Below are 23,359 nucleotides of genomic sequence, written 5' to 3' on the forward strand. Positions count from 1 at the left end.
GTTCGGGGAGATCGGCGGGCCCTCCAGCCAGCGTCGCACAGCGCGGATGCCGTTCGATGACCGTCGTAAGTCCTCTCCTCCTGCCGCATGTTCCGGTGGCGCGAGACGCCGAGTCCGCGGGGGGCGGCGGCGTTGAGGCGGAGCTGCGCCGCAGGCTCGCGGAGAGCGAAGCGCGCTTCGCCGCCCTCGCGGAGGCCATGCCGCACATGGTGTGGTCGACGGACGCCGCGGGCGTCCCCGACTACTACAACTCGTGCTGGCACGACTACACCGGCATGCCCGTCCACCGCGACGGACGCAACGTATGGACCGACTACGTCCATCCCGACGATGTTGAGCTGGCTGAGGAGGCGTGGCGCCGGAGCCTCGCCACCGGCGAGCCTTATTCCGCCGAGTACCGCCTGCGCCGCGCAGGCGACGGCGCCTGGCGCTGGTTCCTCGCACGTGCGCGCGCGGTGCGCGGCGCCGATGGCGCTATTGAGCGCTGGTTCGGCGCTTCGACCGACATCGACGACGTCGTCCGCGCCCGCGAGGATCTCGCCGGCCGTCGGCGCGAGCTCGAGCGCATCGCCGCCGACCGCGCCGCCGACCTCGTCGACGTCGAGCGCCGGCTCGAGGTCGAGATCGCCGGGCGACGCTCGATCGAGAGCGAGCGCGCCGAGGTCGACGCGCTCTACGCCGCCTACATCGACAACACCACCGACGGCGTCTTCGTCGTCGAGGCGGCCGCCGACGGCCGGGTGGTGGTGGAGACCGTCAACCGGGTGATCGAGCGCGCCTTCGCGATCCGGCGGGACGATGTGCGCGGGCTGTCGCTGCGGCTGATGCTGGGCGACGCCACCGCCGACCGGCTGGCGGCGAAGATCGCCGAGTGCCTGCGCACCAACAGGCCCGTCCGCTACGAGGAGACCGTCGAGCGCGGCGACGGCGAGCGGGTCTACGAGGTCACGCTGGCGCCCGTCACGATCGGCCCAGCGCGCTCGACGCGCATCGTCGGCTCGGCGCGCGACCTGACCGAACGCCGCAGCGCCGAGCAGCAGCTCCGGCAGGCGCAGAAGATGGAGGCGGTCGGCCAGCTGACGGGCGGCATCGCCCACGACTTCAACAACTTGCTGCAGGTGGTGAAGGGCAATCTCGACCTGCTCGCGCTGGACCTCGCCGGGCCCGCGGCCGCCCTTCGCACGCCGCAGATCGAACGTCGGCTGAAGGACGCGATGGCGGGGGCCGCGCGCGGCGCGAAGCTCACGCGCCAGCTGCTCGCCTTCTCCCGCCGCCAGCCGCTCGCGCCGAAGCCGGTGGCGGTCGCCGAACTCGTCGCGTCCATGCTGGACCTGCTTCAGCGCACGCTCGGCGAGACCATTATCGTTCGCCTCGACGTCGCCTCGCCGCATTGGACGGCGCTGGTCGATCCCGCCCAGCTCGAGAACGCGGTGCTCAACCTCGCGATCAACGCGCGCGACGCCATGCCCGACGGAGGAACGCTCGACATCGCTGTGCGCAACCTGGTCGACCCGGCCGACGGCGACCGGCTGGAGATCCGCGTCGCCGACAGCGGCGTGGGGATGGACGCGCGCACGCTGTCGCGGGTGTTCGAGCCCTTCTTCTCCACCAAGCCCGAAGGCAAGGGCACCGGCCTCGGCCTGCCGCAGGTGCAGGGCTTCATCGAGCAGTCGAACGGCCGCATTGAGATCGAGAGCCTGCCTGGCGCGGGCACGACGGTGCGCCTCAGCCTGCCGCGCACCCACGCCGCGCCGGCCGCGCCGGAGGAGACGCCGCGGCTCGACGACATGCGCGGCCGGGGCGAGAGCATTCTGATCGTCGAGGACGACGACGCTGTGCGCCGCGCGGTCGCCGACCTGCTGGCCGCTCTGGGCTACGCCGTCACCGCGACGGGGACCACCCGCGAGGCCGCGGCGTTGTTCGACGCCGGAGAACGGTTTCAGCTGCTGCTGTCCGACGTGGTCATGCCCGGCCAGCCCACACCGCTCGAACTCGCGCGCGAGGCGCAGGCGGCGCGGCCGGAGCTGAAGGTGCTGTTCATGTCGGGCTACGCGGAGGATGTCGTCGTCCACCACGGCCGCATCGACGCCGACGTCCACCTCATCCAGAAGCCCTACCGCCAGGATGAGCTGGCGGCGCGCCTGCGCCGTCTCCTGGACGCGCCTGCGCCCCCGCCGGAGCCGCGCCCTGCCCGGGAGGGGCCCCTCACGGTGCTGCTGGTGGAGGACGACGCGCTGATCGCCATGGGCGTCGCCGACCTTCTCGCGAGCTTCGGCCATCAGGTGATCGAGGCGCGGACCGCCGCCGGCGCCCAGGCGATCATTCGCGAAGGCAAGCCGGTCGACGTCGTGCTGGCGGACCTCGGCCTGCCGGACATGGACGGCGACGCGTTGGCCCGGTGGTGCCGCGACGAGCGTCCGAACCTTCCGATCGTCTTCGCCACCGGCCGGGCGGACTTTGACGTCGGCGCGGCCTTCGACGACGGACCGACGCAGGTCGTCACCAAGCCCTTCGACGGCCTGACGCTGCGCGCCGCCCTCGACGCCTGCGTGGCCTGACCCCGGGATGCCGCTCGACGTCGTCGATCTCCGAGACTTCTACGCCCGGCCGCTCGGCGAAATCGCTCGGCGCATCCTGCGCGGCAAGCTCCGCGCGCGCTGGCCAGCAACCGCCGGCCTGCGCGTGCTCGGAGTCGGCTTCGCGAGCCCCTATCTCGGCGTGTTCCGCGGGGAGGCGGAGCGGCTGCTGGCGCTTTACCCCGCCCAGCAGGGCGTCATCGCCTGGCCGCCGGAGCCGCCCCACGCCGCGACTCTTGTGGAGGCCGACATGTGGCCGCTGCCGGACGCGGCCGTCGATCGGGTGATCGCAATCCACGTGCTCGAAACCAGCGACAGCGCGGCCGACGTGCTGCGGGAGGCCTGGCGCTGCCTCGCCCCCGGCGGCCGGCTGATCGTGGTGGCGCCCAACCGGCGCGGCGCCTGGGCGCAGAGCGACGCGACCCCCTTCGGCCACGGCCGTCCTTTCAGCCGCAGTCAGCTGACCGACCTGCTGCGCGAGGCGCTGTTCACGCCCGAAGGCTGGGACGAGGCGCTGTTCATGCCGCCGGTTGAGCGCGGCTTGATGCTGCGCTCCGCCTTCGCCTTTGAGCGCTTCGGCGCGCGGCTGTGGGCGCCGTTCGCGGGCGTGCATCTGGTGGAGGCGACCAAGCAGGTGATGCGACCGCTTCCCGCCCGCTCGACGCGCCGGGTGAAAATGGCGCCGGCGCTGTCGCCGGCCCCGGTGGGCGTCCCGGCTCCTGCGCCGTAGGGACGCAGCCGCACATCTCTCCCTCCCGAAGAAGGTGAGGAACCAGGCGGCGCCTCGCCCTCACTCCCGGCTGAGCAGGAACACCCCTTGGGCGCCGAACAGGTTCCAGAACCACCACGGCGCGTTGACGCGCACGGGGCGTCCCGTGGCGTCGAGCGCGACCGCGCGCTCCATGTGGGCGCCAAGCATCTCCACCAGGTCCACGAAATCGCGGATGGTGCAGAGGTGGATGTTCGGCGTCTCGTACCAGGCCTCGGGCAGATTGGCGTTCACCGGCATGCGGCCTTCCGTCAGGAACTGCATGCGGGTGCGCCAGTGGCCGAAGTTCGGGAACGAGACCACCGCCCGACGGCCGATGCGCAGGAGGTCCTCGATCACGGCCTTCGGGCGCCGCGTCGCCTGCAGCGTCTGCGACAGGATAACGTAGTCGAAAGCGTCGTCGGGATAGGCAGCGAGGTCGGCGTCGGCGTCGCCTTGGATCACGGATAGGCCGTGGGCCACGCAGGCGTTCACGCCCGACTGCGAAAGCTCGATCCCGCGCCCGTCCACGCCGCGCCGGGCGATCAGAAGGTTCAGCAGCGCGCCGTCGCCGCAGCCGACGTCGAGCACGCGCGAGCCCGGCTGGACCATCTCCGTCACCAGCAGATGGTCGGGCCGCGGGGCGGCGGCGAGCGTCTCCGGGGCGACGAGGGGATCGGTCAGCGGTTCGGTCTGGGGGGCGGTCATCACGCTCTTGTTCGACGCGGGGAGGGCCTGAAGCGGCGGAATGGGTGGACACCCGGCGGCGATGTCCTACACCCCCGATCGGATAATCCATCCTGCTCACGCCGCAAAGCGCGCCGATGCGTCCGCCATCCCCGGTGGACGCGCCAGCCGGAGACCGCCTCACGTCATGACACCTGTCGCCGCCGCCGCCGAACGTCAGTCCCATGTCGAGCCGAAGACGCCCGTCTCCGCGTGGGCGCCGCCGCTCGTCGGGCTCGCCTTCGTCGCGGCGCTCAAGGTTTTTGGCCTCGACGGCGGCTACGACGGCTCAACCCTCAGCCTCGTGGTGGCCATCGCGCTCATCCCGGTGCTGTTCGGCGCCGTCTTCGCGGCGGTCTACCATGCGGAGCTGATCGCCCACCGGACCGGCGAACCCTTCGGCACGCTCGTGCTTGCCATGTCGGTCACGGTGATGGAGGTGGCGCTGCTCGCCTCCGCGCTGCTCGGCGACGACCCCAATCCCACGCTGACCCGCGACACCATCCTCGCGGTCGTGATGATCGTGGGCAACGGGCTGGTCGGCGTCTGCATCCTGTTGGGCGGCCTGCGGCACAAGGAGCAGAGCTTCCGCGTCACCGGCGCGAACGCCTATCTCGCGGTGCTGATCCCGCTCTGCGCGCTGTCGCTCGTGCTGCCGAACCACACGGTTGCGGCCCCCGGCGGCGCCTATTCCGCGAGCCAGCTCGCCTTCGCGGGCGCCGCGACCTTCGCGATCTATCTCGCGTTCCTCTACACCCAGACCGTGCGCAACCGCGAGTATTTCGCCGTCGTCATCAAGGACGACGAGGTGGCGGACAAGGCGCACAAGCCGAGCAACCGCGCCACTCTGATCTCTTTCGGCTTCCTCATCGCGTCGCTGCTCGTGGTGATCCTGCTGTCCAAGACCTTCACCGCCACGGTCGACGTCGGACTGCGGGCGGCGGGCGCGCCGGCGGCGGTCGCCGGCGTCATCGTCGCCTTCCTGATCCTGCTGCCGGAGTTCAGCGCCGCGGTGCGCGCCGCCCGCGCCGACAAGCTGCAGAAGAGCGTGAACCTCGCGCTGGGCTCCGCCTGCGCCACCATCGGCCTGACCATCCCCGCGATCGCGGCGCTGTCGCTGCTCTATGGCGCGCCGCTGGAGCTCGGGCTCGACTCGAAGGACACGGTGCTGCTGCTCGTCACCTTCGCGGTCGCGCTGCTCACCTTCGGCACGGGCCGGACGAACATTCTCTACGGCCTGATCCACCTCGTGCTGTTCGCGACCTTCTGCTTCCTGGTCGTGCAGCCGTAGGGGGCGCTGAGGTCGTCGTCGGCGGGGTCGAAGACCGGGGCCGGAAGCCATGTTCAGGCAAACGAAGACGTTACGCCGCCGCCGTCGCTTTGCGTATAGGCGACGTATCGGCGCGCCTACGACTAAGTCCCGGCTGAAATCGGGAAGAAGTGCCATTGATAAAGCTTGGCTGGCGCCCGCCCGTTAGAAAGCGGCCGAAAACAGGCGGCAGGGCCCGCGTCCACTGAGGCGGGGGTCACTAACGACACTAGGGAGATTACGCACATGACCAAGAAAGTGGTCGCTTTCGCCGCCGTCCTTCTGCTTTCGGCGGCTCCGGCCGTCGCAGCCGAGTGGCCGAGCTTCAAGTCGATCGACACCAACGGCAACGGTCAGATCGACAGCGTCGAGTGGCGGAAGAACTCCGCGAACCTCAAGGTCGAGCAGGTGCCGACGTTCGAGGCGATGGACGCCAACAGCACGAACTCGATCGACGAAGACGAGTGGGCCGCGGCCGAGAAGCTGTCGCAGAGCTACGCCGCGCGGTGCCGCGAGGCCTCGTCCTCGTGGTGCAAGGACGCCAAGTAAACCTCCGTTCCGACCGGCGCCCGAGACCTGACGGCTTCGGGCGCCGGCCTGACGCTCGTCCTCACCAGTCGAAGAACAGCAGCGTCAGAACCACGAAGCAGGGACCGAGCACGCCCCAGGACCAGGCCATGTAGCCGAAGAAGCTCGGCATCGCGACGCCGCGGTTCTTCGCGATGGCGAGCACCATGAAGTTCGGGGCGTTGCCGATGTAGGTCAGGGCGCCCATGAACACCGCGCCGCCGGAGATCGCCGCGAGCGTCGAGGCGAGCGGCCCCATCAGCTCCTGCGCGTCGCCGCCGGCGAGATTGAAGAACACGAGGTAGGTCGGGGCGTTGTCCAGGACGCTCGACAGGATGCCCGTGAGCCAGAAATAGGTGGCGTCGCTGGGGCTGCCGTCCGGTCGCGACACCAGCGCGACCAGCGGCGCGGCGGCGCCGTCCGTCCCGGCCTTCAGGATCAAAAGGGCCGGGATCAGCGTCGCGAAGATCGCGGCGAAGATCTTGGCGACCTCGCGGATCGGCTCCCAGTCGAAGCCGTTGCGCTCCCTCAACTCGCGCGGGGTGATGGCGAGGGAGATCAACGCGAGGCCGACGAGGATGATGTCGCGCAGCAGCGCCTGCAGCGTGACCTTGGTCCCGAACACGTCGAAGATCACGCCGCTGTCCCATAGCCCGCTCATCAGGATGGCGGCGATGACCCCGGCCAGCAGCGGCAGGTTCTGCAGGCCCGCGACGCCGACCCGGCTGTCGGGCGTCGGGTCGGGCCTCGGGATGAGAGGCTCGCGAGAGAAGAACCAGCGGTCGAGCAGATAGAACGCCGGCAGCAGGATCGCCACCAGCACCGCGGTCTCCTTGGCGACGTTGGTCGTCGTCCAGAAGAAGTCGACGCCCTGCAGGAAGCCGAGGAACAGCGGCGGGTCGCCGAGCGGCGTCAGCGAGCCGCCGATGTTCGAGACCAGGAAGATGAAGAAGATCACCACATGGGCGTTGCGCCGGCGCTGGTCGTTGGCCCGCAGCAGCGGGCGGATCAGCACCATCGAGGCGCCGGTCGTGCCGATGACGCTCGCGAGCAGCGTGCCGATCGCGAGCAGCGCGGTGTTGAGCGCCGGCGTGCCGTGCAGATTGCCCTTCACCAGGATGCCGCCGGAGATCGTGAACAACGAGAACAGCAGCACGACGAACGGCAGGTACTCCCCCAGGGCCGCGTGAACCGTCTCGCTCGCCACCGGCCCGACGCCGTGGACGGCCGCGAATGGGACGAGCAGCGCGATCGCCCAGCCGGCCGCGATCTTGCCGTAGTGGTGGTGCCAGACGTGCGGCGCCGCGAGCGGCATCACCGCGATCGACAGCAGCAGCCCGATCAGCGGCAGCGTCCAGACCAGCGACAGCGCGTTGCCGTCCACATGGCCGTGGATGACGCTCGCGAGCCATGGGGAGAGCGCCCAGAGGGCCAGACCGGCGGCGAGGATCAGGGCGAGGAGCCCCGCGAGCGGAACGGGCGAGCGTCGAGGGGCGGCTGTCATCGGGGCGGTCGGGCCTTGGGTTCGGAGACGCGCGCTGCGGGCGGCCTCAGACCTACCGTTCGAGGCGCCGCAGGCCAACCCGAACCGGGCGCCGTAACCCGCGGTTGACCTAGTGTTTACCACGGGCCTGTGTGCGCCACCGCCGCCCAGGCGCCCGCGCCCCGGCCGGACGCCGCCTCAGGCCGGCCTGTCGATCCGTCACGCCGGCGCTATTTGTCCGTTCAGAAGGGCGATCAACGGGTTAAGGAGGCGCTTCATGGGCGTGTTCGATTTCATCAAGGACGTCGGCGAGAAGCTGTTCGGCGCAAGCGAAGCCGAGGCCGCCCCGGCGGACAAGATCAAGGCCGAGATCGAGAAGCACGGGCTCGACGCGAAGGATCTCAACGTCGCGGTCGAAGGCGACACGGTGAAAATCACCGGCGCCGCGCCGTCGAACGAGGTCCGCGAGAAGATCATTCTCGCCGCCGGCAACACCCTCGGCGTCGCCAAGGTCGAAGAGCAGCTGAAGGTCGACGCGCCGGGCGGGGAGGCCAAGTTTTACACCGTGAAGAAGGGCGATAACCTGTCGAAGATCGCCGAGGCGCAGTACGGCAAGGCCAGCCGCTACAACGACATCTTCGAAGCCAACAAGCCGATGCTGAAGCACCCCGACAAGATCTACCCGGGACAGGTGCTCCGCATCCCGGCCTGAACGGCCAAACAGCCTTAGAACGAGGTCGCGAGACGGGCGCCGGCGGGCTTGATGGTCCGGCGGCGCCGCTCCTTCGGCTCCTGGGGCTCGTCCTGCGCCGCTCGGCCCGCCATCTGGCGCAGCGCGCGGCGTTCGGACGAGCTGACGATGTGGGTGCTCTCGAGCGGCGCGTAGCTGCTCGGATCGCCGATGCGCCCGCCCGTGAACACGACCACGCGGTCCGCCAGGAACAGCACGTCGCCGCGCCGCAGGGTGGGATCCATGAGATGCCAGTCGGGGTTCGCGACCGGATCGATTGTGCGCGCCAACTGCTCCTGCGGGGTAAGCTGGGGCTTCCGGACGGGCGCTCGTTCGGCGCGCGGCGCAGGCGGCGGCGCCGCCCGCGGCTCACGGTACTCCTCGACCGGAGCCGGCGCTCGGCGCCCGAACAGGAAGTCGAGGAACCCCGCCTGCGCTGTGGGCGCGGCGACGCTCGCCACGACCACCGCCGTCGCCAAGGTGCGAAATTTCATGGCTTAGGACGTCCTCCCCGGCGCCGCCCCCGACGCCAGTAGCCCTAGAACGCGCCCGCCCAAGGATCGTTCACGGAAAAGTCGCGCCATCGCCGCAAATGCCCGCGGTGCTCTGACGCGGGTCGCCGACCGTCACCAGCGCAACAGACGCGAGCCGGCGACGGCGCCCGCCGTCGCCACGATCGCGACCGCAAGCGTGTACCAAACCGCCACGAACAGCGGCGAGTCGTCCGGGCAATGAGCTGCGTAGAACGTCGCGCCGATCGCGCCGGCGAGCACGCCTGCGACCGCGCCGGCGAGCCGCGGCGACGCCGGCGCGCCGCGGCGGAGCGCGATCAGCAGCGCAGCCAGCGGGATGGCTGACAGGACGGGCACGTTGATCAGGCAGACCAGCCAGTTGTGGCCCACAAGCCGCGGCGCCCAAGTCGCCCCGGGCGTCGCCGACAACTCCGCCAATACGCCCGCTCCAAGCAGCGCGACGGCCGCGAGGAAGGCCAGCGCGCCGCCCCGCGGCGAGGCGCCCGGCCGCGCTAGCCGCAGCGCGAGCAGCGCGGCCGCGGCCGCAAACGCGCCGGTCACCGCGAACTTGAACGGGAACCGCACGGTTCCAAGGGCGTCGACGACGTCGGGGCGCGGTCCGAGCTTCACGGCGAAGACAAGCGCGGCGCCCACGACCGCGAGTGCGAGCGCGAGCGCGAAAGTTCGGCCGAGCCGCGCGGGCGGCGTGCCGGCGTCGGCGGCCATGGCCGCGATCAGATCGCTCGTCCTCATTCCCGGAAGCTCCTGTAGGCGACGGACAACGCGCTCAATCCTCTGTGCAGCGCGACCCTCACGGCGCCCTCGGTCATGCCTAACTTGGTCGCCGTGGCGCGGATGTCCGCGCCCTCCAGCGAGATCGACCGCACCACGTCATGCTGCCGGCCCTTCAGCACGGACAGCAACCTGTCGGTCTCATGGGCGGACAGGCCGTCCTCCTCCTGGGGCGCGGCCAGCATCTCCTCGACGTCCTCGATCGGCACGGCGATCCGCCGCCCGCGACGCCGGAGCGCATCGGTCAGCTTGTTGCGCGCGATGGTCGCGACCCAGGGGCCGACCGGCTGGGCCGGATCCCACGTGCCGCGCTTGAGATGGATCGCGAGCAACGCCTCCTGGACCACGTCCTCCACCTCTGCGTCGTCCACGCCGAAGCCGCCCCGACGTCGGACCACGCGACGCAGGAACACGGACAGCTCGTCGAGCAGCCGCCGGTAGGCGCGCGTGTCGCCCGCCTCAGCCGCCCGCATCCAGGTCGCCCAGTCCAGTTCACGCTCGTTCACGAAGCATCCTCGACTTGGGCTTACGTGCGGCGCGCAGGAAGCGTTACGCGCGGGCGGCGGTCAAGCGCGAATAAATTTTCGGGGGAAGTTTGTGTGGCATGTAACGAACGGCGGATCGCCGACGAAGACTGGGTTGCGGGCCGCTTAGAGCCCGGTTCTACTGTAGGAGAACAGTCATGAATCGTCGTGTCGCCGCCGTCGCCCTCGCGGGTTCGTTCGCCGCCGCCCTCGCCGCGGCCGCCTCGCCCGCCCTCGCGGAGGACAAGATGGCGGGCAAGGAGAAGTGCTACGGCGTGGCCTTGAAGGGCCAGAACGACTGCGCCGCCGGCGCAGGCACCACCTGCGCCGGCACCTCCAAGGTCGATTTTCAGGGCAACGCCTGGAAGGCCGTGCCGGCCGGCACCTGCGTCACCATGAAGACCGCCAAGGGCATGGGCTCGCTCTCGCCGATCAAGATGTGACCGCCGCCGCCGGACGCGGGGCCTGTCCGCGGCGTCCGGCGGCGCGTCCTGCCCCACAGCGGAGCGACGCCATGATCCTGACCACGCTGCCCGCCACGGCGGGTGTCGGCTTCAAGCCAGAGCATTTCGGCGACGTGCTCGCCGACGGCGGCTTTGGCGGATTCTTTGAGGTTCACGCCGAGAACTACATGGGCGCCGGCGGGCCTCCGCACGCCCAGCTGACGCGTCTTCGCCAGGATCACGCTCTCTCGATCCACGGCGTCGGCCTGTCGATCGGCGGCGCTGGGCCGCTCGACTGCGCCCATCTGGCGCGGCTGAGGTCCCTCTGCGACCGCTATGCGCCGGAAAGCTTCTCCGAGCATCTCGCCTGGTCGACCCACGACGGCGTGTTCCTGAACGACCTGCTGCCGCTGCCCTACACCGCCGAGACTCTCGCCCAGGTGATCGCCCATGTGGACGAAACCCAAAGCGCGCTGGGTCGGCGGATGCTGCTCGAGAATCCGGCGACCTATGTGCTCTTCGCCGAGAGCGACATTCCCGAGACGGAGTTCCTCGCCGAGGTGGCGCGCCGGACGGGCTGCGGGCTCCTGCTGGACGTCAACAACGTGCTGGTCTCGGCGACCAACCATGGGACCTCGCCGGAGCGATATCTCGACGCGTTCCCCCTCGCTCAGGTGGGCGAGATCCATCTCGCCGGTCATGACCTCGCCGAGGGCGACGGCGGCGCGCCGTTGCTGATCGACGCCCACGGCGCGCCTGTGGCCGATCCGGTGTGGGCGCTTTACGCCCGCACGCTCGACCGCACAGGACCTCTCCCGACGCTGATCGAGCGCGACAACGACGTGCCGGCATGGCCTGAGCTCCGCGCTGAAGCCGGCGTCGCGCAGAGGCTCATCGACGGTGCGGCGGCCGGCGCATCCGTGTCCAAGCGGGTGGCGGCGTGAGCGCGGCCGCGCAGGCGCGCTTTGCGGCGGCGGCGCTGGACCCGGGGGCCGCGGTTCCGGCCGATCTCGCGCAAGCAGGCGGCCGCGCGCCGGAACGGCGCTTCGCGGTCTACCGCAACAACGTGGCGGTTGGGCTCGCGGGCCCGCTCGCGGCGCGGTTTCCGGCGGTGCGCGGCATCGTCGGCGCGGACTTCTTCGCGGAGCTCGCCCGCGCGTTCGTCCGGGCGCATCCGCCGCGCTCCCCGCTGATGATGCTCTACGGCGACGATTTTCCCGCCTTCGTGGACACGGCGCCGGGGCTGGAGGAGCTGCCTTATCTCGGCGACGTCGCCCGGCTAGAGGCGGCCCGCACGCGCGCCTACCACGCGGCCGACGTCGCCCCTCTCGGGGCGGCCGCCTTCGCGGCGATTGGGCCGGAGGCGCTGGCGGAGGCGACGATCAGGCTCCATCCGTCCCTCGGCCTGGTGCGCTCGCGCCACCCGGTGGCGTCGATCTGGGCCATGAACGCCGGCGAGGCGGAACTGGGGCCGATCGACGGCCTCCCGCCCGAGGACGCCATCGTCGGGCGCCCTGCGCTCGACGTCCACGTGCGCCGGCTGCCGCCCGGCGGCGCGGCGTTCCTGGCAGCGTTGCACGGAGGACGCCCGCTCGGGCGCGCCTGCGCCCTCGCCCGGCGCGTCGCGCCGGACTTCGACGTCGCCCTCAACCTGTCCGGCCTCATCGCATCCGGCCTCGCCGCGGCGATCGCCCCATCCCCTTGCAAGGATCCCAAGCCATGACCGCCGCAGCGCCCATCGCCGGCCCCAGGCCGCGCGGAAGCCTCGTCGCCGCCGTCGAGCGCCTGATCGGGCTGTTCGAAGCGATCCCATACTCCGCGCTCGCGCTCGCCGCCCGCATCTTTCCGGCGGCGGTGTTCTGGCAGTCCGGTCAGACCAAGGTGCAGGGGTTCGGCCTCTCCGACAGCGCGGTCTACCTGTTCCAGGAAGAGTACCGGCTGCCGCTGATCGACCCGACCGTCGCCGCTTACGGCGCCGCCTTCGCCGAGCATTTTTTCCCCATTCTTCTGGTGATCGGCCTAGCCAGTCGCTTCGCGGCGCTCGCGCTGCTCGGCATGACGCTGGTGATCGAGATCTTCGTCTATCCCGACGCCTGGCCGACGCATGGGGTGTGGGCGGCCTGCTTCCTGCTGGTGATCGCGCGGGGGCCGGGATCGTTCTCCCTCGACCGTCTGATCGCCGGCGCGCGGCGGGGCTGACAGGGGCGCGGCCGTCATCGCCGCGTCACCGCTGGTGTTGATTCTCCAGCGCCGTTCGGCCTTTATCGGGCCGCGCGGCGTCCGCCGCGACAGCCAGCCCAGGAGCGCGAAAGAATGACGGAACATCCGGTGTACGCCAAGATCGACGGTCCCATCGTGATGATCGGTTTCGGCTCCATCGGACGGGCGACGCTGCCTCTGCTGGAACGCCACTTCGAGTTCGACAAGAGCCGGGTGTCGATCATCGACCCGAGCGATCTCAACAAGCACATCGCCGAGAAGCACGGCTACGAGCTGATCCAGCAGCACGTGACCAAGGAAAACTACCGCGCGTTTCTGACGCCTCTGCTGACCAAGGGCGAGGGCCGCGGCTTCTGCGTGAACCTCTCCGTCGACACCGGCTCGGCCGACCTGATCGCGCTCTGCCAGGAGCTCGGCGTGCTCTACATCGACACCGTCAACGAGCCGTGGCTCGGGTTCTACTTCGACAAGAGCAAGGGGCCGTCGGAGCGCTCGAACTACGCGCTGCGCGAGATCACGCTCGATCTTCGCCGCCGTTCGCCGAAAGGCCTGCCGACCGCCGTCTCCACCTGCGGCGCGAACCCCGGGATGGTGTCGTTCTTCGTGAAGCAGGCGGCGCTGAACATCGCAGCCGACATGAACCTGAACACGCCGGAGCCCTCGACCCGCGAGGAGTGGGCCGCCCTGCTGCGCCAGATCGGCGTGAAGGGCGTGCACATCGCCGAGCGCGACACCCAGCGCACCACCGATCCGAAGCCGCGGAACGTGTTCCTCAACACTTGGTCCGTCGAGGGCTTCATCTCCGAGGGCCTGCAGCCGGCGGAGCTCGGCTGGGGCACGCACGAGACCTGGATGCCGGAGAACGCCCGCACCCACGACGATCCGAACGCGGCGGCGATCTACCTGATGCAGCCGGGCGCCGCGACCAAGGTGCGCACTTGGTGCCCCACGCCCGGGCCGCAGTACGGCTTCCTCGTTACTCACAACGAGTCGATCTCGATCGCCGACTACTTCACGGTCTACGAGGACGGCAAGGCCGTCTACCGCCCGACCTGCCACTACGCCTACCACCCAGCCGACGACGCGGTGTTGTCCTGGCACGAGCTGTTTGGCGCGGAAGGCAAGGTGCAGGACACGCTGCACGTGCTCGATGAGGACGAGTTGGTCGACGGGATCGACGAGCTCGGCGTGCTGCTCTACGGGCACGGCAAGGGCGCCTACTGGTACGGCTCGCAGCTCTCGCTCGAGGAGACCCGCGAACTTGCGCCCTACCAGAACGCCACCGGCCTGCAGGTGACCTCCGCGATCATCGCAGGCATGGTCTGGGCGATCGAGAACCCGAACGAGGGCATCGTCGAGACCGACGAGATGGATTTCAAGCGCTGCCTCGAAATCCAGCGCCCCTACCTCGGCCCGGTGAACGGCTACTACACCGACTGGACGCCGCTGCATAACCGTCCGGGCCTGTTCCCGGAGGACCTCGACGAGAGCGATCCCTGGCAGTTCAGGAATTTCCTGGTGCGGTGAGGGGCGCTCAGAGGGAAGAAGGCGCGCGTCGCCGCGCGCCTTCCGGGCCGCCTAGTCCCTGAAAGTAGTGGCGTCGTTCGGCGCCGTCGTAGCGGCCGCCCTTCAGGCAGCACGCTTTGAAACCGCCTCCCGGACCCGCATGGGCAGAGATCCTGCCGTCCGAGTTTTTCGACCAGCTCCACGTCTCCATGAACCACGCGAACGCCACGTCCGACGCGGGTTTCCGACGGGAACGAGTTACGCCGCTTGCTCGTGCGCTCGAAAGCACGAGGCGTCGTCACGCGTGATCTTGATCGCCATTATCGCCTCCTCTTGCGGCGAAGCGCCGCCAAGAGCTTCCTGTTATCTCAGAAGACGAGCGGTAGGGAGGGCGCAGGGGCGCCGCGTTGGTTTCTTGCTCGCGGAGCGCCACATTAGCCACGCCGCCGTCCTCGGGAGACCTCGCCCATGTTCAACCGCACGCGTGTGATCGTCGCCGTCGTGGCCCTGCTCGCGGTGCTGCCGGGGGCGGCGTTCCTGCACTACTACCTGCCGCGGCACGACGTGGTGCGGATCATTGGCGTCGAGAACCGGCGGGTCGACATGAGCGGCAAGCCGCTGCAGGGCGGAGACCGCCCGCAGACGGGGCGGGACGTCTACTACATCTTCGCCGAGGACGCCGAGACCAAGGCCCCGCACGTCTACCGCAACGAGGACACCGGCTGGGGCTTTCCGTTCTACTTGAAGTTCGATAGCGCCGACGAGCAGGCGGTCGCGGCGTCGATCGCCTCCGAGAAGGGGCTCGCCATCGTCACCAAGTACGGCTGGCGAGTGAACCTGTTCTCGTGGTTCCCGAACGCGATCAACGTGCGCCGCACCGAGCCGAACCCGACGATCATCCCTTGGTTCAACATCGTCTTCTTCGCCGCCTTCGGCGCGCTCGCCCTCTGGATCTGGCGCCGGGCGGCGCGCTGAGCCGCGCGCGAGCGCATCTTCTGTCGCTCCCGCGAGCGGGCGCGAACCCTCCGGACTTGGCCGACCGCTCCCGCATTTTGTGCGGTGCGGCATTATTCGGTGGACAGGACCGCGGACGCGGGCTACGGCGCTAGTGCTACTTTAGTCCAATAAGAGACGCATTCCCGCTTCCCCGACTTGGGCGCAGCTTCGAGGCGCGGCGTGCCGACACAGGCTCGCCGTCGCTCGCGAGCATGTGCCCGCGTCCTGGTCCCCGCCGCTTTCAGGAGACGACCGTGTCCGACGCATCCGACGCCCGCCTAACCGACCGCCGCAATTTCATCCGCTTCCTCGCGGCGAGCCCCGTGATGACGCCGACTGCCGTGCGTACCCTCGTCGGGTCGCTGGCGCTCGGCTCCACCAACGCTTTCGCCCAGAGCTACGACGTCCTCCGCGCCCCGACGCAGGCGGTCGGGGACGTGATCGCGGCGCCGGAGCAGGCGCTCAACGTGATGGACTTCGAGCCGGCGGCCAAGAAGGCGCTGCCGCCCGCCCACTACGGCTATCTCGCGAGCGGCGTCGACGGCGACGAGACGCTGCGGGCGAACCACGAGGCTTTCTCCAAGATCCGAATCCGCACGCGCCGCCTGATCGACGTTCGCAAGATCGACACCAGCGTCACCCTCTTCGGCCAGACCTACGGCACGCCGATCATGCTGGCGCCGGTCAGCAGCCAGGGCGCCTTCCATCCTGAGGCCGAGGGCGCGGTCGCCAAGGCCGCCAAGGTCAAGGGCAACGGCATGATCCTCTCGACGGTGGGCTCCACCTCGATCGAGGACGTCACCGAGGCCCGCGGCGCGCCCGTCTGGTACATGCTCTACCCGACCGACGACTGGACCGTCACCGAGGCGCTGGTGAAGCGCGCGGAGGCGGCCGGCGCGCCCGCGATCGTGCTCACCGTCGACCGCCAGGGCGGCCGCAACACCGAGACGCTGTTCCGCCTGCGCCGCGACGACACACGCAACTGCAAGGACTGCCACGCCGGCGGCTTCGTCAACGAAGTCAGCCGCAAGCCGATGTTCGACGATCTCGACGTGTCGAAGGTCACTAACCTCTACGGCACCGGCATGACCTGGGACTATGTCGATCGGCTCCGAAAGATCGTGAAGGGCAAGCTGGTGCTGAAGGGCATCGTCACCCACGAGGACGCGGAAGAGGCGTTGAAGCACGGCGTGGACGCGATCATCGTCTCGAACCACGGCGGCCGCGCCGAGGAGAGCCTCTTCCCGACCATCGAGGCGCTGCCCGAAGTGGTGAAGGCCGTGAACGGCAAGATCCCGGTGCTGGTCGACGGCGGGTTCCGCCGGGGCACCGACGTGATCAAGGCGCTCGCGATGGGCGCGACGGCGGTCTGCATCGGCCGACCCTACTGCTGGGGCCTCGCGGCCTTTGGCGAACCGGGCGTGGCGGCCGTGCTGGCGATCATGCAGCGCGAGTTCGAGACGATCATGAAGCAGGTCGGCGCTCTGCGGATCGAGAACATCACCGCGGACATGGTCAGCGTCGGCTAAGCCGCCGGACCCCTGCCTCCGGACGGGGCCGCGCTCAGGCCCGCGCGGCCTTGAGCGCGGGCCGCTCCTCCCGCGCCTGCTGCTGGCGCGGGTCCGGAGCCGGCTGGCGCCCCATGTCGGTCCGCAGCCGCGGCAGCGCGTAGGGGTGATGCTCGGCAAGCCATACGATCATCTTCTCGCGCATCTCGCAGCGCAGGTCCCACGCCTTGGGCGAACTGCCCGACGACACCAGCAGGCGCACCTGGATGACGTGCTCCATGGCGTCCGAGACCTGCAGGTTCACGACCTGCCCGTCCCAGAGCGGCGAGGCCCTCACCAGCTCCTCCAGCTTCGCCCGCATCAGCGCGATCGGCGCGGCGTGGTCGACATAAAGCATCACCGTTCCGATGATGGAGGCGCCCTCACGGGTCCAGTTCTGGAACGGCTTCTCGATAAAGTACTTCAGCGGCAGCACCAGCCGCCGCCAGTCCCACAGCCGCACCACGACGTAGGTCGCAGTGATCTCTTCGACCCAGCCCCATTCGTTCTCCACCACGATTGCGTCGTCGAGCCGGATCGGCTGGGTGATGGCGAGCTGGATGCCGGCGACGAGGTTGGCGAGCACCGGCTGCATGGCGAGGCCCAGGATGAGGCCCGCGGCGCCGGCGGAGGCGAGCAGCGACACGCCGTATTGCCGCACGCCGTCGAAGGTCATCAGAGTGGCGCCGATGGTGACGACGACAAGCAGCGTGACGCCCGCGCGCTCGAAGATCTTCATCTGCGTCAGGTGCTTGCGCGCCAGCAGGTTGTCTTCCGAGTCGAGCTTGAACTTCCTGAGATAGATGACGGTCCAGATGTGCAGCGCCGTCGTCGCCGCCCAGCCGACCAGGATCATGAAGGCGACCAGCAGGCCGTGGCGGATGGCGTCGCTCTGGCGGTCGGTGAGCGGCGCCGCGGACGACACGATCGAGAGCGCGAGGATCAGCACGGCCAGCCGCGTCGGGCCGCGCGTGCGGGAGACCAGCGAACGCCAGAACAGGCTGCGGTCCGCCACGAACGTCGTGAGCATGCGAAACGCGAGACGGTGGACTGCGATCGCGGCCGCCGCGCCGAGCGCAAGCAGAATGAGGCTGGCGCCCCAATCGGGAAGCCAGGACAGCCGTTCAGCCGCCCCTTCAACGAGCGTCACCGCTTCGTTCATGCGACCCCCCTGTCTGTGCGACGTAAGGACAGGGAACGCGAACGCCGCCATAGGGTTCCCGCATCGCGGGATGACGCCTTCGCAGGTGCGAGCGAAGCGCCCGGAGGATGCGCTCGCTGCGCCGCCAGCGCGCCAGCCATGCGCAATCTGTGTAGCGGGCTATTAGTTAGCGTCCTAATTAGTGGCGATGTCGTCTCGCCCTTCGCCCTCCGCCGTCACCGATTTCGGCTTCGGCCTTACGCTCGCCGCGCGCCGCTGGCGCCGGACGATCGACGAGGCGCTCGCGCGCTATGACCTGAGCGACGCCAGCTGGCGCCCGCTGCTGCACCTCGACCGGCTGGGGGAGGGGGCCCGCCAGCAGGACCTCGCGCACGCGCTCGGGATCGAGGGGCCGTCCCTCGTCCGTTTGCTCGATCGTCTGGCCGCGGCCGAGCTGATCGAGCGCCGTGAAGACCCCACTGACCGGCGCGCCAAGACGCTCCATTTCACCGCTCGGGGCCGCGACGAGACGGCGCGGCTCAAGCAGGTGGTTGCGGAGGTCTGCGCGGAGATGCTTGAGGGCGCGCCCGCCGAGGAGATCGCCGCTGCGACGCGGCTGCTCGCGCGGCTCGCGCTCGACCGGAGCCCGCGCCCGTGAGCCCCGTCGTCCGCGATCGGCTGATCTTCACGACACGGACGACGCTCGCGGCCGGCCTCGCGGCCTTCGTCGCCTTCGTGGTCGAGCTGCCGCAGGCCTCGAGCTCGATCATGACGGTGTTCATCGTGTCTCAGCCGCTGACCGGCATGGTCTTGTCGAAGGCGCTCTACCGCACGGTCGGCACCATCGTCGGCGGCGTCGTCGCGGTCGCGATCACGGCGACGCTCTACGACGCCCGCGAGCTGTTCGTGGTCGCGGTTTCGCTCTGGATCGCGGGCTGCGTCTTCGTGTCGATCTATCTGCGCGATGCGCCGGCCTCCTATGGCGCGCTGCTCTCCGGCTACACCGTGGCGATCATCGCCTTCCCAGTGGTGGACGCGCCGGACACGGTGTTCCTGGCGGCGCTCGACCGCATCGCCGAAATCTTCGTCGGCCTCGCGTCCGCGACCGTCCTGAGCCAGGTGTTCTTTCCGCGCAGCGCGGGGCGCGCGCTGAAGGCCTCGGCGGAAACGGCGCTCGCCTCGGCCTCACGCTGGGCGGCCGACACGCTGCGTGGGCGGCCCGACCCTGCCGCCGTGCTGCGCGACCGGCGCGCGCTCGTGGCGAACGTCGCGACGCTCGACGGCCTGCGCATCCACGCCTCGTTCGACAGCGCGACGGTGCGCCTCTCCAACCGCCGTATCCGCTTGCTGCACGGGCGGCTGATCTCGTTCCTCGCGCTGGTCGTCGCGATCCACGACCGCATGGAGATCCTGCGCGCCGAGCGCCCGGATCGGTTCGCGACGCTCGCTCCCACGCTCGCCGGCGCCGCGGACGCGATGGCGGCCGGCGCGCCGGCGGGGGCGCGCACGGCCGCGGCCAAGGCCGTGCTGGCGGCGGCCCCCGACTTCGCCGCGATGCGGGCGAGCGCCGGCGCGGTGCTGGAGCGGACCATCCTGGTCCGAGTCGCCGACCTGCTCGCGCTGCGCGACGACCTCGACGGGCTGTCCGACCTCCGGGCCCCGGAGACCGACCGCGCAGCGGGCGAGGCGCCGGCCACGCTCGAGCGCTACCGCGACTACCAGCTCGCCTTCACGGCCGCCGCGGCGGCCTTCGTCGCGCTGGTCGGCACCTTCGCCTTCTGGATTCTGTCCGGCTGGGTGAGCGGGGCGGGCGCGGTGATCTTCGTCGCCGTCATGGCGAGCCTGTTCGCGCAGGCCGACGACCCCGCCGCCGCGGCCGGCGGCTTTACCCTTATGACGGCGGTCGGGGCTGTGGTCGCAGGGGTCTATCTGTTCGGCGTGCTTCCTCGGCTCGAGGGCTTCGAGGCGCTTGCCCTCGCGCTCGCCCCGCTGGTGTTCGGCGCCGCCTACGCCATGTCGATCCCGGCCTACACGCTGCGCGCGCTCGCGCTCGGCCTTGGGGCGATCAACATCATCTCGCTGAGCAACGTGATGACCTACGACTTCGCGGCCTACGCCAACACGACGGTCGCGAGCCTGTTCGGGCTCGGCTTGGCCGCGGCGCTGCTGCGGGTGTTGCGGCCGATCGGGACGGCCTGGCCCGTGGCGCGGCTGGTCGCGGGGCTGCGACGCGACCTCGCGGAGGCCGCGGCGAGCCGCGAGGCCCCGACGCGCACCGGGTTCGAAAGCCGCATGTTCGACCGCATCAATGGGCTCATGATCCGGCTCGACCTGCGTGACCCCCGCCAGCTCGCGCTCGAGCAGGGCGCGCTGGCGGCCCTGCGCGTCGGCCTCAACACCTTGGCGCTGCGGCGCGTGGTGCGCGCCCTGCCGTCGGCCGTCGGCGCGCCGCTCGCCGACGCCCTCGCCGAACTCGCGCGCCATTTCCGCCGGCTCGCCCGCCGGGAGCCCTCCGTCCCGCCGCTCGACCGGCTGGACGCGGCGCTCAGCGCCGCGCTGGCGCAGGGGCCGGCCGACGAGGCGGAGGCCGCGGAGCTTGCGGTCTGGATCGCGGCGCTGCGCTCGAGCCTCGCGCAGCACCCCGCGCTGTTCGGCGTGGCGAGGCGCGTCGGGGAGGCGGCGGCATGATCAAGGAGGTCGACCTCTTCGGCGTCTTCGTGCCGCCCCTGCTGCTCTACGCCGCGCTGGCCGGGCTGATCTGGCAGCCGCTCCGCATCCTGCTGGAGCGGACGGGCTTTTACAGGCTCGTCTGGCATCCCGCCCTGTTCAACGTGTCGGCCTACGTGCTGACGCTGGCGGCGGTCGTCGCCGTCCTGATGTGAGGCTTCGCAAATCATGTCGATCGCTGCGAGGAGCTTCCGGGTCCTCCTCACCCTCGTCGTCTTCGCCGCGGCCCTCGCCGGCGGGTGGTACGTCTGGCGCGCCTACGCCGACACGCCCTGGACGCGGGACGGCCGGGTGCGCGCCAACGTCATCCAGGTGACGCCAGACGTCTCCGGGGCCGCGACCGACCTGACCGTGCAGGACAACCAGACGGTGAAGAAGGGCGACGTGCTCTTCGTCATCGACCAGGCGCGCTACAAGCTCGCGCTCGACCAGGCCGAGGCGACGGTCGACGGGCGCTTCGGCGAGCTGCAGCAGCGGCGCAAGGAGGCGGAGCGCCGGGACCGACTGACCTCCGCCGCCGTCGCCGACGAGGCGCGCGAGCAGGCGCGCACCGCGGTCGTCACCGCCGAAGCCGCGTGGCGGCAGGCGATCGTCGAGCGCGACGTGGCGAAGCTCAACTTCGACCGCACCGTCGTGCGCTCCCCCGTCAACGGCTACGTCACCAACCTTCTGCTGAACGAGGGCGACTATGCGACCGCGGGCAAGGCGGCGGTCGCCGTCGTCGACAGCGACTCGTTCTATGTCGCCGGCTACTTCGAGGAGACCAAGCTGCGCGCCATCCGCGAGGGCGACCCGGCGACCGTGCGCCTGATGGGCCACGATGGCGACCTCACAGGCCGTGTGGAGAGCGTGGCGCGCGCCATCGTCGACCGGGACAACGTCACGAGCGCGGACCTGATCGCGAACGTGAACCCGAGTTTCACCTGGGTGAGGCTGGCCCAGCGCATCCCGGTCCGCATCAAGCTCGACCCGCTGCCGGCGGGCCTGACGCTCGCCGCGGGCATGACCGCGACGGTGGTGGTTCATCCCACGGCGCGGTGAGACTTCCGCCGACGCAGGTACGCGCGGGCGATCCCTCGCTCGGAACGGGAGGGTGGACGGGCGAACGCCCCGGCCGGGTGGGGTATACGCCGGACGAAGCTCCGACGTCCCACCGCGTTCCAGCGCCGTCACCCCCAACGCCCCGAACCCCATCCAACTTCGGCCTGCCGGCCAAGGCCAACCCACGCTACGGGGGGAGGGCTCCCCGCATCTTAGCCCGTAGCGTGAAAGGCGCAGCTCACGCCGCCCGCGCCTCCGCGGCGGGCGCAGCGCGGTAGGCCAAGGCTTCGGCGAGGTGGATGCGGCCGACGGTCTCCACGCTGTCCAGGTCGGCGATGGTGCGGGCGACCTTCAGCACGCGGTGATATCCCCGCGCCGACAGTTTGAGCGCGTCGGCGGCGTCGCGCAGCAGCTTGAGGCCCGCTGCGTCGGGACGGGCGATCTCCTCGAGCAGCGCGACGGGCGCGTGGGCGTTCACCGCGACGCCATCAAGGCCGAGCGCGGCAAAGCGGCCGGCCTGCCGGCGGCGCGCCTCGGCGACGCGCGCGGCGACCGTCGCGCTGTCCTCGAGCGCGGGCGGCGCCATCAGGTCGGCGGCGCTCACCGCCGGGACGTCGAGGCGCAGGTCGATGCGGTCGAGCAGGGGGCCGGAGATCCGCGCCTGATAGTCCGCGGCGCAGCGCGGGCCGCGGCGGCAGGCGTGGCCCGCCTCGCCTCCGCCGCAGCGGCAGGGGTTCATGGCCGCGACCAGCTGGAAGCGGGCGGGATAGGCGATGCGGTGGTTGGCGCGGGCGATGACCGCCTCGCCGGTTTCCAGCGGCTGGCGCAGCGCGTCGAGCGCCTGGGCGGAGAACTCCGGCAGCTCGTCGAGGAACAGCACGCCGTTGTGGGCGAGCGCGATCTCGCCGGGCCGCGGCCGGGCCCCGCCGCCGACCAGCGCGGCCATGGAGGCGGAGTGGTGCGGCGCGCGGAACGGCCGGCGGTTCGACAGCCTTCCGCCGGCGAGCTCGCCCGCGATCGAGCGGATCATTGCGACCTCGAGCAGCTCGCGCGCGCCGAGCGGCGGCAGCAGCGAGGGCAGGCGGCTCGCGAGCATCGACTTGCCGGCGCCCGGCGGTCCGTTGAGCAGGATATTGTGCCCGCCGGCGGCTGCGATCTCGAGCGCGCGCTTCGCCGTCTCCTGGCCACGCACGTCCTTGAGGTCGGGCTGCGCGCCGGCCGCGTCGGGCAGGCCGGGGCGGGGACGGGCCAGAACCTGCACGCCCTTGAGGTGGTTCGCGATCTGGAGCAGCGAGCGGGGCGCGACGATGGCGAGGTCCGCGCTCGCCCACGCGGCCTCGGGCCCGCAGGATTCCGGACAGATCAGCGCGTGGCCGCGGGCCACGGCCGCGACCGCCGCGGGGAGACAGCCCGCGACGCTGGCGATCGTGCCGTCGAGCGCGAGCTCGCCGAGCACGGTCACGCCCGCGAGCGCGTCCTGCGGCACGGCGCCGATCGCCGCCATCAGGCCGAGCGCGATCGGCAGGTCGAAGTGGCTCCCCTCCTTGGGGAGGTCGGCGGGGGCGAGATTGACGGTGATGCGCCGCGGCGGCAGCGCGAGGCCGGAGGCGATCAGCGCCGCGCGCACCCGCTCGCGCGCCTCGGTCACCGCCTTATCGGGCAGGCCCACCACGTTGAAGGCCGGCAGGCCCGGCGCGACCTGCACCTGCACGTCGACGGCGCGGGCCTCGATGCCCTCGAACGCCACCGTTGAGACCCAAACGACCATGCC

At 70.7% G+C, this 23,359-nt stretch carries 24 protein-coding genes; 16 read left to right on the forward strand and 8 right to left on the reverse strand.

From position 1 onward, the window contains the following. The first annotated feature begins 56 nt into the window (after positions 1-56). Complete coding sequence (locus METY_RS04710) at positions 57-2,558, forward strand: response regulator (protein ID WP_103120231.1); 2,502 nt, start codon at positions 57-59, stop codon at positions 2,556-2,558. 7 nt (positions 2,559-2,565) lie between these two features. Continuing rightward, on the forward strand, positions 2,566-3,306 hold the full coding sequence (locus METY_RS04715; RefSeq protein ID WP_103120232.1) for a class I SAM-dependent methyltransferase: 741 nt from the start codon (positions 2,566-2,568) through the stop codon (positions 3,304-3,306). A 60-nt stretch (positions 3,307-3,366) separates the two neighbouring features. Here METY_RS04715 and metW read toward each other — a convergent pair whose 3' ends face one another. After that, positions 3,367-4,032, reverse strand: a complete 666-nt coding sequence (gene metW, locus METY_RS04720) for a methionine biosynthesis protein MetW (RefSeq protein ID WP_103120233.1) — start codon at positions 4,030-4,032, stop codon at positions 3,367-3,369. Positions 4,033-4,198: 166 nt separating this feature from the next. Between metW and METY_RS04725 the strand changes: the two genes are divergently transcribed. Next, positions 4,199-5,341: a calcium:proton antiporter gene (locus tag METY_RS04725; RefSeq protein WP_103120234.1), complete on the forward strand. Its 1,143-nt coding sequence runs from the start codon at positions 4,199-4,201 to the stop codon at positions 5,339-5,341. Between the two features lie 264 nt (positions 5,342-5,605). Next, the gene (locus tag METY_RS04730) at positions 5,606-5,908 is read left to right on the forward strand and encodes a hypothetical protein (RefSeq protein ID WP_103120235.1); all 303 of its coding nucleotides are present in this window, start codon (positions 5,606-5,608) and stop codon (positions 5,906-5,908) included. Positions 5,909-5,969: 61 nt separating this feature from the next. Here METY_RS04730 and METY_RS04735 read toward each other — a convergent pair whose 3' ends face one another. Next, positions 5,970-7,430, reverse strand: a complete 1,461-nt coding sequence (locus METY_RS04735) for a sodium:proton antiporter (RefSeq protein WP_103120236.1) — start codon at positions 7,428-7,430, stop codon at positions 5,970-5,972. A 256-nt stretch (positions 7,431-7,686) separates the two neighbouring features. Here METY_RS04735 and lysM point away from each other — a divergent pair, with 256 nt between their 5' ends. After that, a complete protein-coding gene (lysM, locus tag METY_RS04740; protein WP_103120237.1) occupies positions 7,687-8,121 on the forward strand; it encodes a peptidoglycan-binding protein LysM in 435 nt (144 codons plus the stop codon). A 14-nt stretch (positions 8,122-8,135) separates the two neighbouring features. On the opposite strand, the gene METY_RS04745 is transcribed toward lysM, so the two are convergent. The 3 genes from METY_RS04745 to METY_RS04755 form a co-directional block, all read right to left on the reverse strand. Next, on the reverse strand, positions 8,136-8,633 hold the full coding sequence (locus tag METY_RS04745) for a hypothetical protein (RefSeq protein WP_103120238.1): 498 nt from the start codon (positions 8,631-8,633) through the stop codon (positions 8,136-8,138). 132 nt (positions 8,634-8,765) lie between these two features. Next, positions 8,766-9,404 (reverse strand): NrsF family protein, encoded by a 639-nt coding sequence (locus METY_RS04750; RefSeq protein WP_103120239.1) that lies wholly within the window; start codon positions 9,402-9,404, stop codon positions 8,766-8,768. Then, the gene (locus METY_RS04755; RefSeq protein ID WP_103120240.1) at positions 9,401-9,949 is read right to left on the reverse strand and encodes a sigma-70 family RNA polymerase sigma factor; all 549 of its coding nucleotides are present in this window, start codon (positions 9,947-9,949) and stop codon (positions 9,401-9,403) included. Before METY_RS04755 ends, METY_RS04750 begins: the two co-directional genes overlap by 4 nt. Before the next feature lie 176 nt (positions 9,950-10,125). On the opposite strand from METY_RS04755, the gene METY_RS04760 reads away from it, so the two are divergent. The 5 genes from METY_RS04760 to METY_RS04780 all read left to right on the forward strand — a co-directional run bounded on the left by METY_RS04760 (position 10,126) and on the right by METY_RS04780 (position 14,157). Next, positions 10,126-10,410, forward strand: coding sequence for a BufA1 family periplasmic bufferin-type metallophore (locus METY_RS04760; RefSeq protein ID WP_103120241.1), 285 nt, complete (start codon positions 10,126-10,128; stop codon positions 10,408-10,410). Positions 10,411-10,481: 71 nt separating this feature from the next. Beyond that, the gene (gene bufB, locus METY_RS04765) at positions 10,482-11,354 is read left to right on the forward strand and encodes an MNIO family bufferin maturase (RefSeq protein WP_103120242.1); all 873 of its coding nucleotides are present in this window, start codon (positions 10,482-10,484) and stop codon (positions 11,352-11,354) included. Next, on the forward strand, positions 11,351-12,133 hold the full coding sequence (locus METY_RS04770) for an HvfC/BufC N-terminal domain-containing protein (protein ID WP_103120243.1): 783 nt from the start codon (positions 11,351-11,353) through the stop codon (positions 12,131-12,133). The genes bufB and METY_RS04770 overlap by 4 nt, the downstream gene beginning before the upstream one ends. Then, complete coding sequence (locus tag METY_RS04775) at positions 12,130-12,609, forward strand: DoxX family protein (protein ID WP_103120244.1); 480 nt, start codon at positions 12,130-12,132, stop codon at positions 12,607-12,609. The genes METY_RS04770 and METY_RS04775 overlap by 4 nt, the downstream gene beginning before the upstream one ends. 114 nt (positions 12,610-12,723) lie before the next feature. Beyond that, entirely contained in the window at positions 12,724-14,157 is a 1,434-nt protein-coding gene (locus METY_RS04780; RefSeq protein ID WP_103120245.1) for a homospermidine synthase, read from the forward strand. Here METY_RS04780 and METY_RS21575 read toward each other — a convergent pair. Beyond that, positions 14,058-14,438 carry an SEC-C metal-binding domain-containing protein gene (locus tag METY_RS21575; protein ID WP_146035656.1) on the reverse strand — a complete coding sequence of 127 codons (381 nt, stop codon included), beginning with the start codon at positions 14,436-14,438 and terminating at the stop codon, positions 14,058-14,060. The genes METY_RS04780 and METY_RS21575 overlap by 100 nt on opposite strands. Positions 14,439-14,604: 166 nt before the next feature. Between METY_RS21575 and METY_RS04790 the strand changes: the two genes are divergently transcribed. Both METY_RS04790 and METY_RS04795 read left to right on the forward strand, forming a co-directional pair. Continuing rightward, a complete protein-coding gene (locus METY_RS04790) occupies positions 14,605-15,111 on the forward strand; it encodes a DUF1523 family protein (protein WP_103120246.1) in 507 nt (168 codons plus the stop codon). Between the two features lie 275 nt (positions 15,112-15,386). Continuing rightward, a complete protein-coding gene (locus METY_RS04795; protein ID WP_103120247.1) occupies positions 15,387-16,661 on the forward strand; it encodes an alpha-hydroxy acid oxidase in 1,275 nt (424 codons plus the stop codon). Positions 16,662-16,695: 34 nt separating this feature from the next. On the opposite strand, the gene METY_RS04800 is transcribed toward METY_RS04795, so the two are convergent. Beyond that, positions 16,696-17,841, reverse strand: a complete 1,146-nt coding sequence (locus METY_RS04800; protein ID WP_103120248.1) for a mechanosensitive ion channel family protein — start codon at positions 17,839-17,841, stop codon at positions 16,696-16,698. A 187-nt stretch (positions 17,842-18,028) separates the two neighbouring features. Between METY_RS04800 and METY_RS04805 the strand changes: the two genes are divergently transcribed. The 4 genes from METY_RS04805 to METY_RS04820 are packed head-to-tail and all read left to right on the forward strand — an operon-like array spanning position 18,029 to position 21,588. Beyond that, entirely contained in the window at positions 18,029-18,478 is a 450-nt protein-coding gene (locus tag METY_RS04805; RefSeq protein WP_103120249.1) for a MarR family winged helix-turn-helix transcriptional regulator, read from the forward strand. Continuing rightward, the gene (locus METY_RS04810) at positions 18,475-20,508 is read left to right on the forward strand and encodes an FUSC family protein (protein ID WP_103120250.1); all 2,034 of its coding nucleotides are present in this window, start codon (positions 18,475-18,477) and stop codon (positions 20,506-20,508) included. Before METY_RS04805 ends, METY_RS04810 begins: the two co-directional genes overlap by 4 nt. Then, a complete protein-coding gene (locus tag METY_RS04815) occupies positions 20,505-20,702 on the forward strand; it encodes a DUF1656 domain-containing protein (RefSeq protein ID WP_103120251.1) in 198 nt (65 codons plus the stop codon). The genes METY_RS04810 and METY_RS04815 overlap by 4 nt, the downstream gene beginning before the upstream one ends. Before the next feature lie 13 nt (positions 20,703-20,715). Beyond that, positions 20,716-21,588: an efflux RND transporter periplasmic adaptor subunit gene (locus METY_RS04820; protein ID WP_103120252.1), complete on the forward strand. Its 873-nt coding sequence runs from the start codon at positions 20,716-20,718 to the stop codon at positions 21,586-21,588. Positions 21,589-21,826: 238 nt separating this feature from the next. On the opposite strand, the gene METY_RS04825 is transcribed toward METY_RS04820, so the two are convergent. Continuing rightward, positions 21,827-23,356, reverse strand: coding sequence for a YifB family Mg chelatase-like AAA ATPase (locus tag METY_RS04825; protein WP_103120253.1), 1,530 nt, complete (start codon positions 23,354-23,356; stop codon positions 21,827-21,829). Between the last annotated feature and the right edge of the window lie 3 nt (positions 23,357-23,359).

The sequence above is a fragment of the Methylopila sp. Yamaguchi genome (assembly GCF_002897035.1).
Taxonomy (GTDB): domain Bacteria; phylum Pseudomonadota; class Alphaproteobacteria; order Rhizobiales; family Methylopilaceae; genus Methylopila.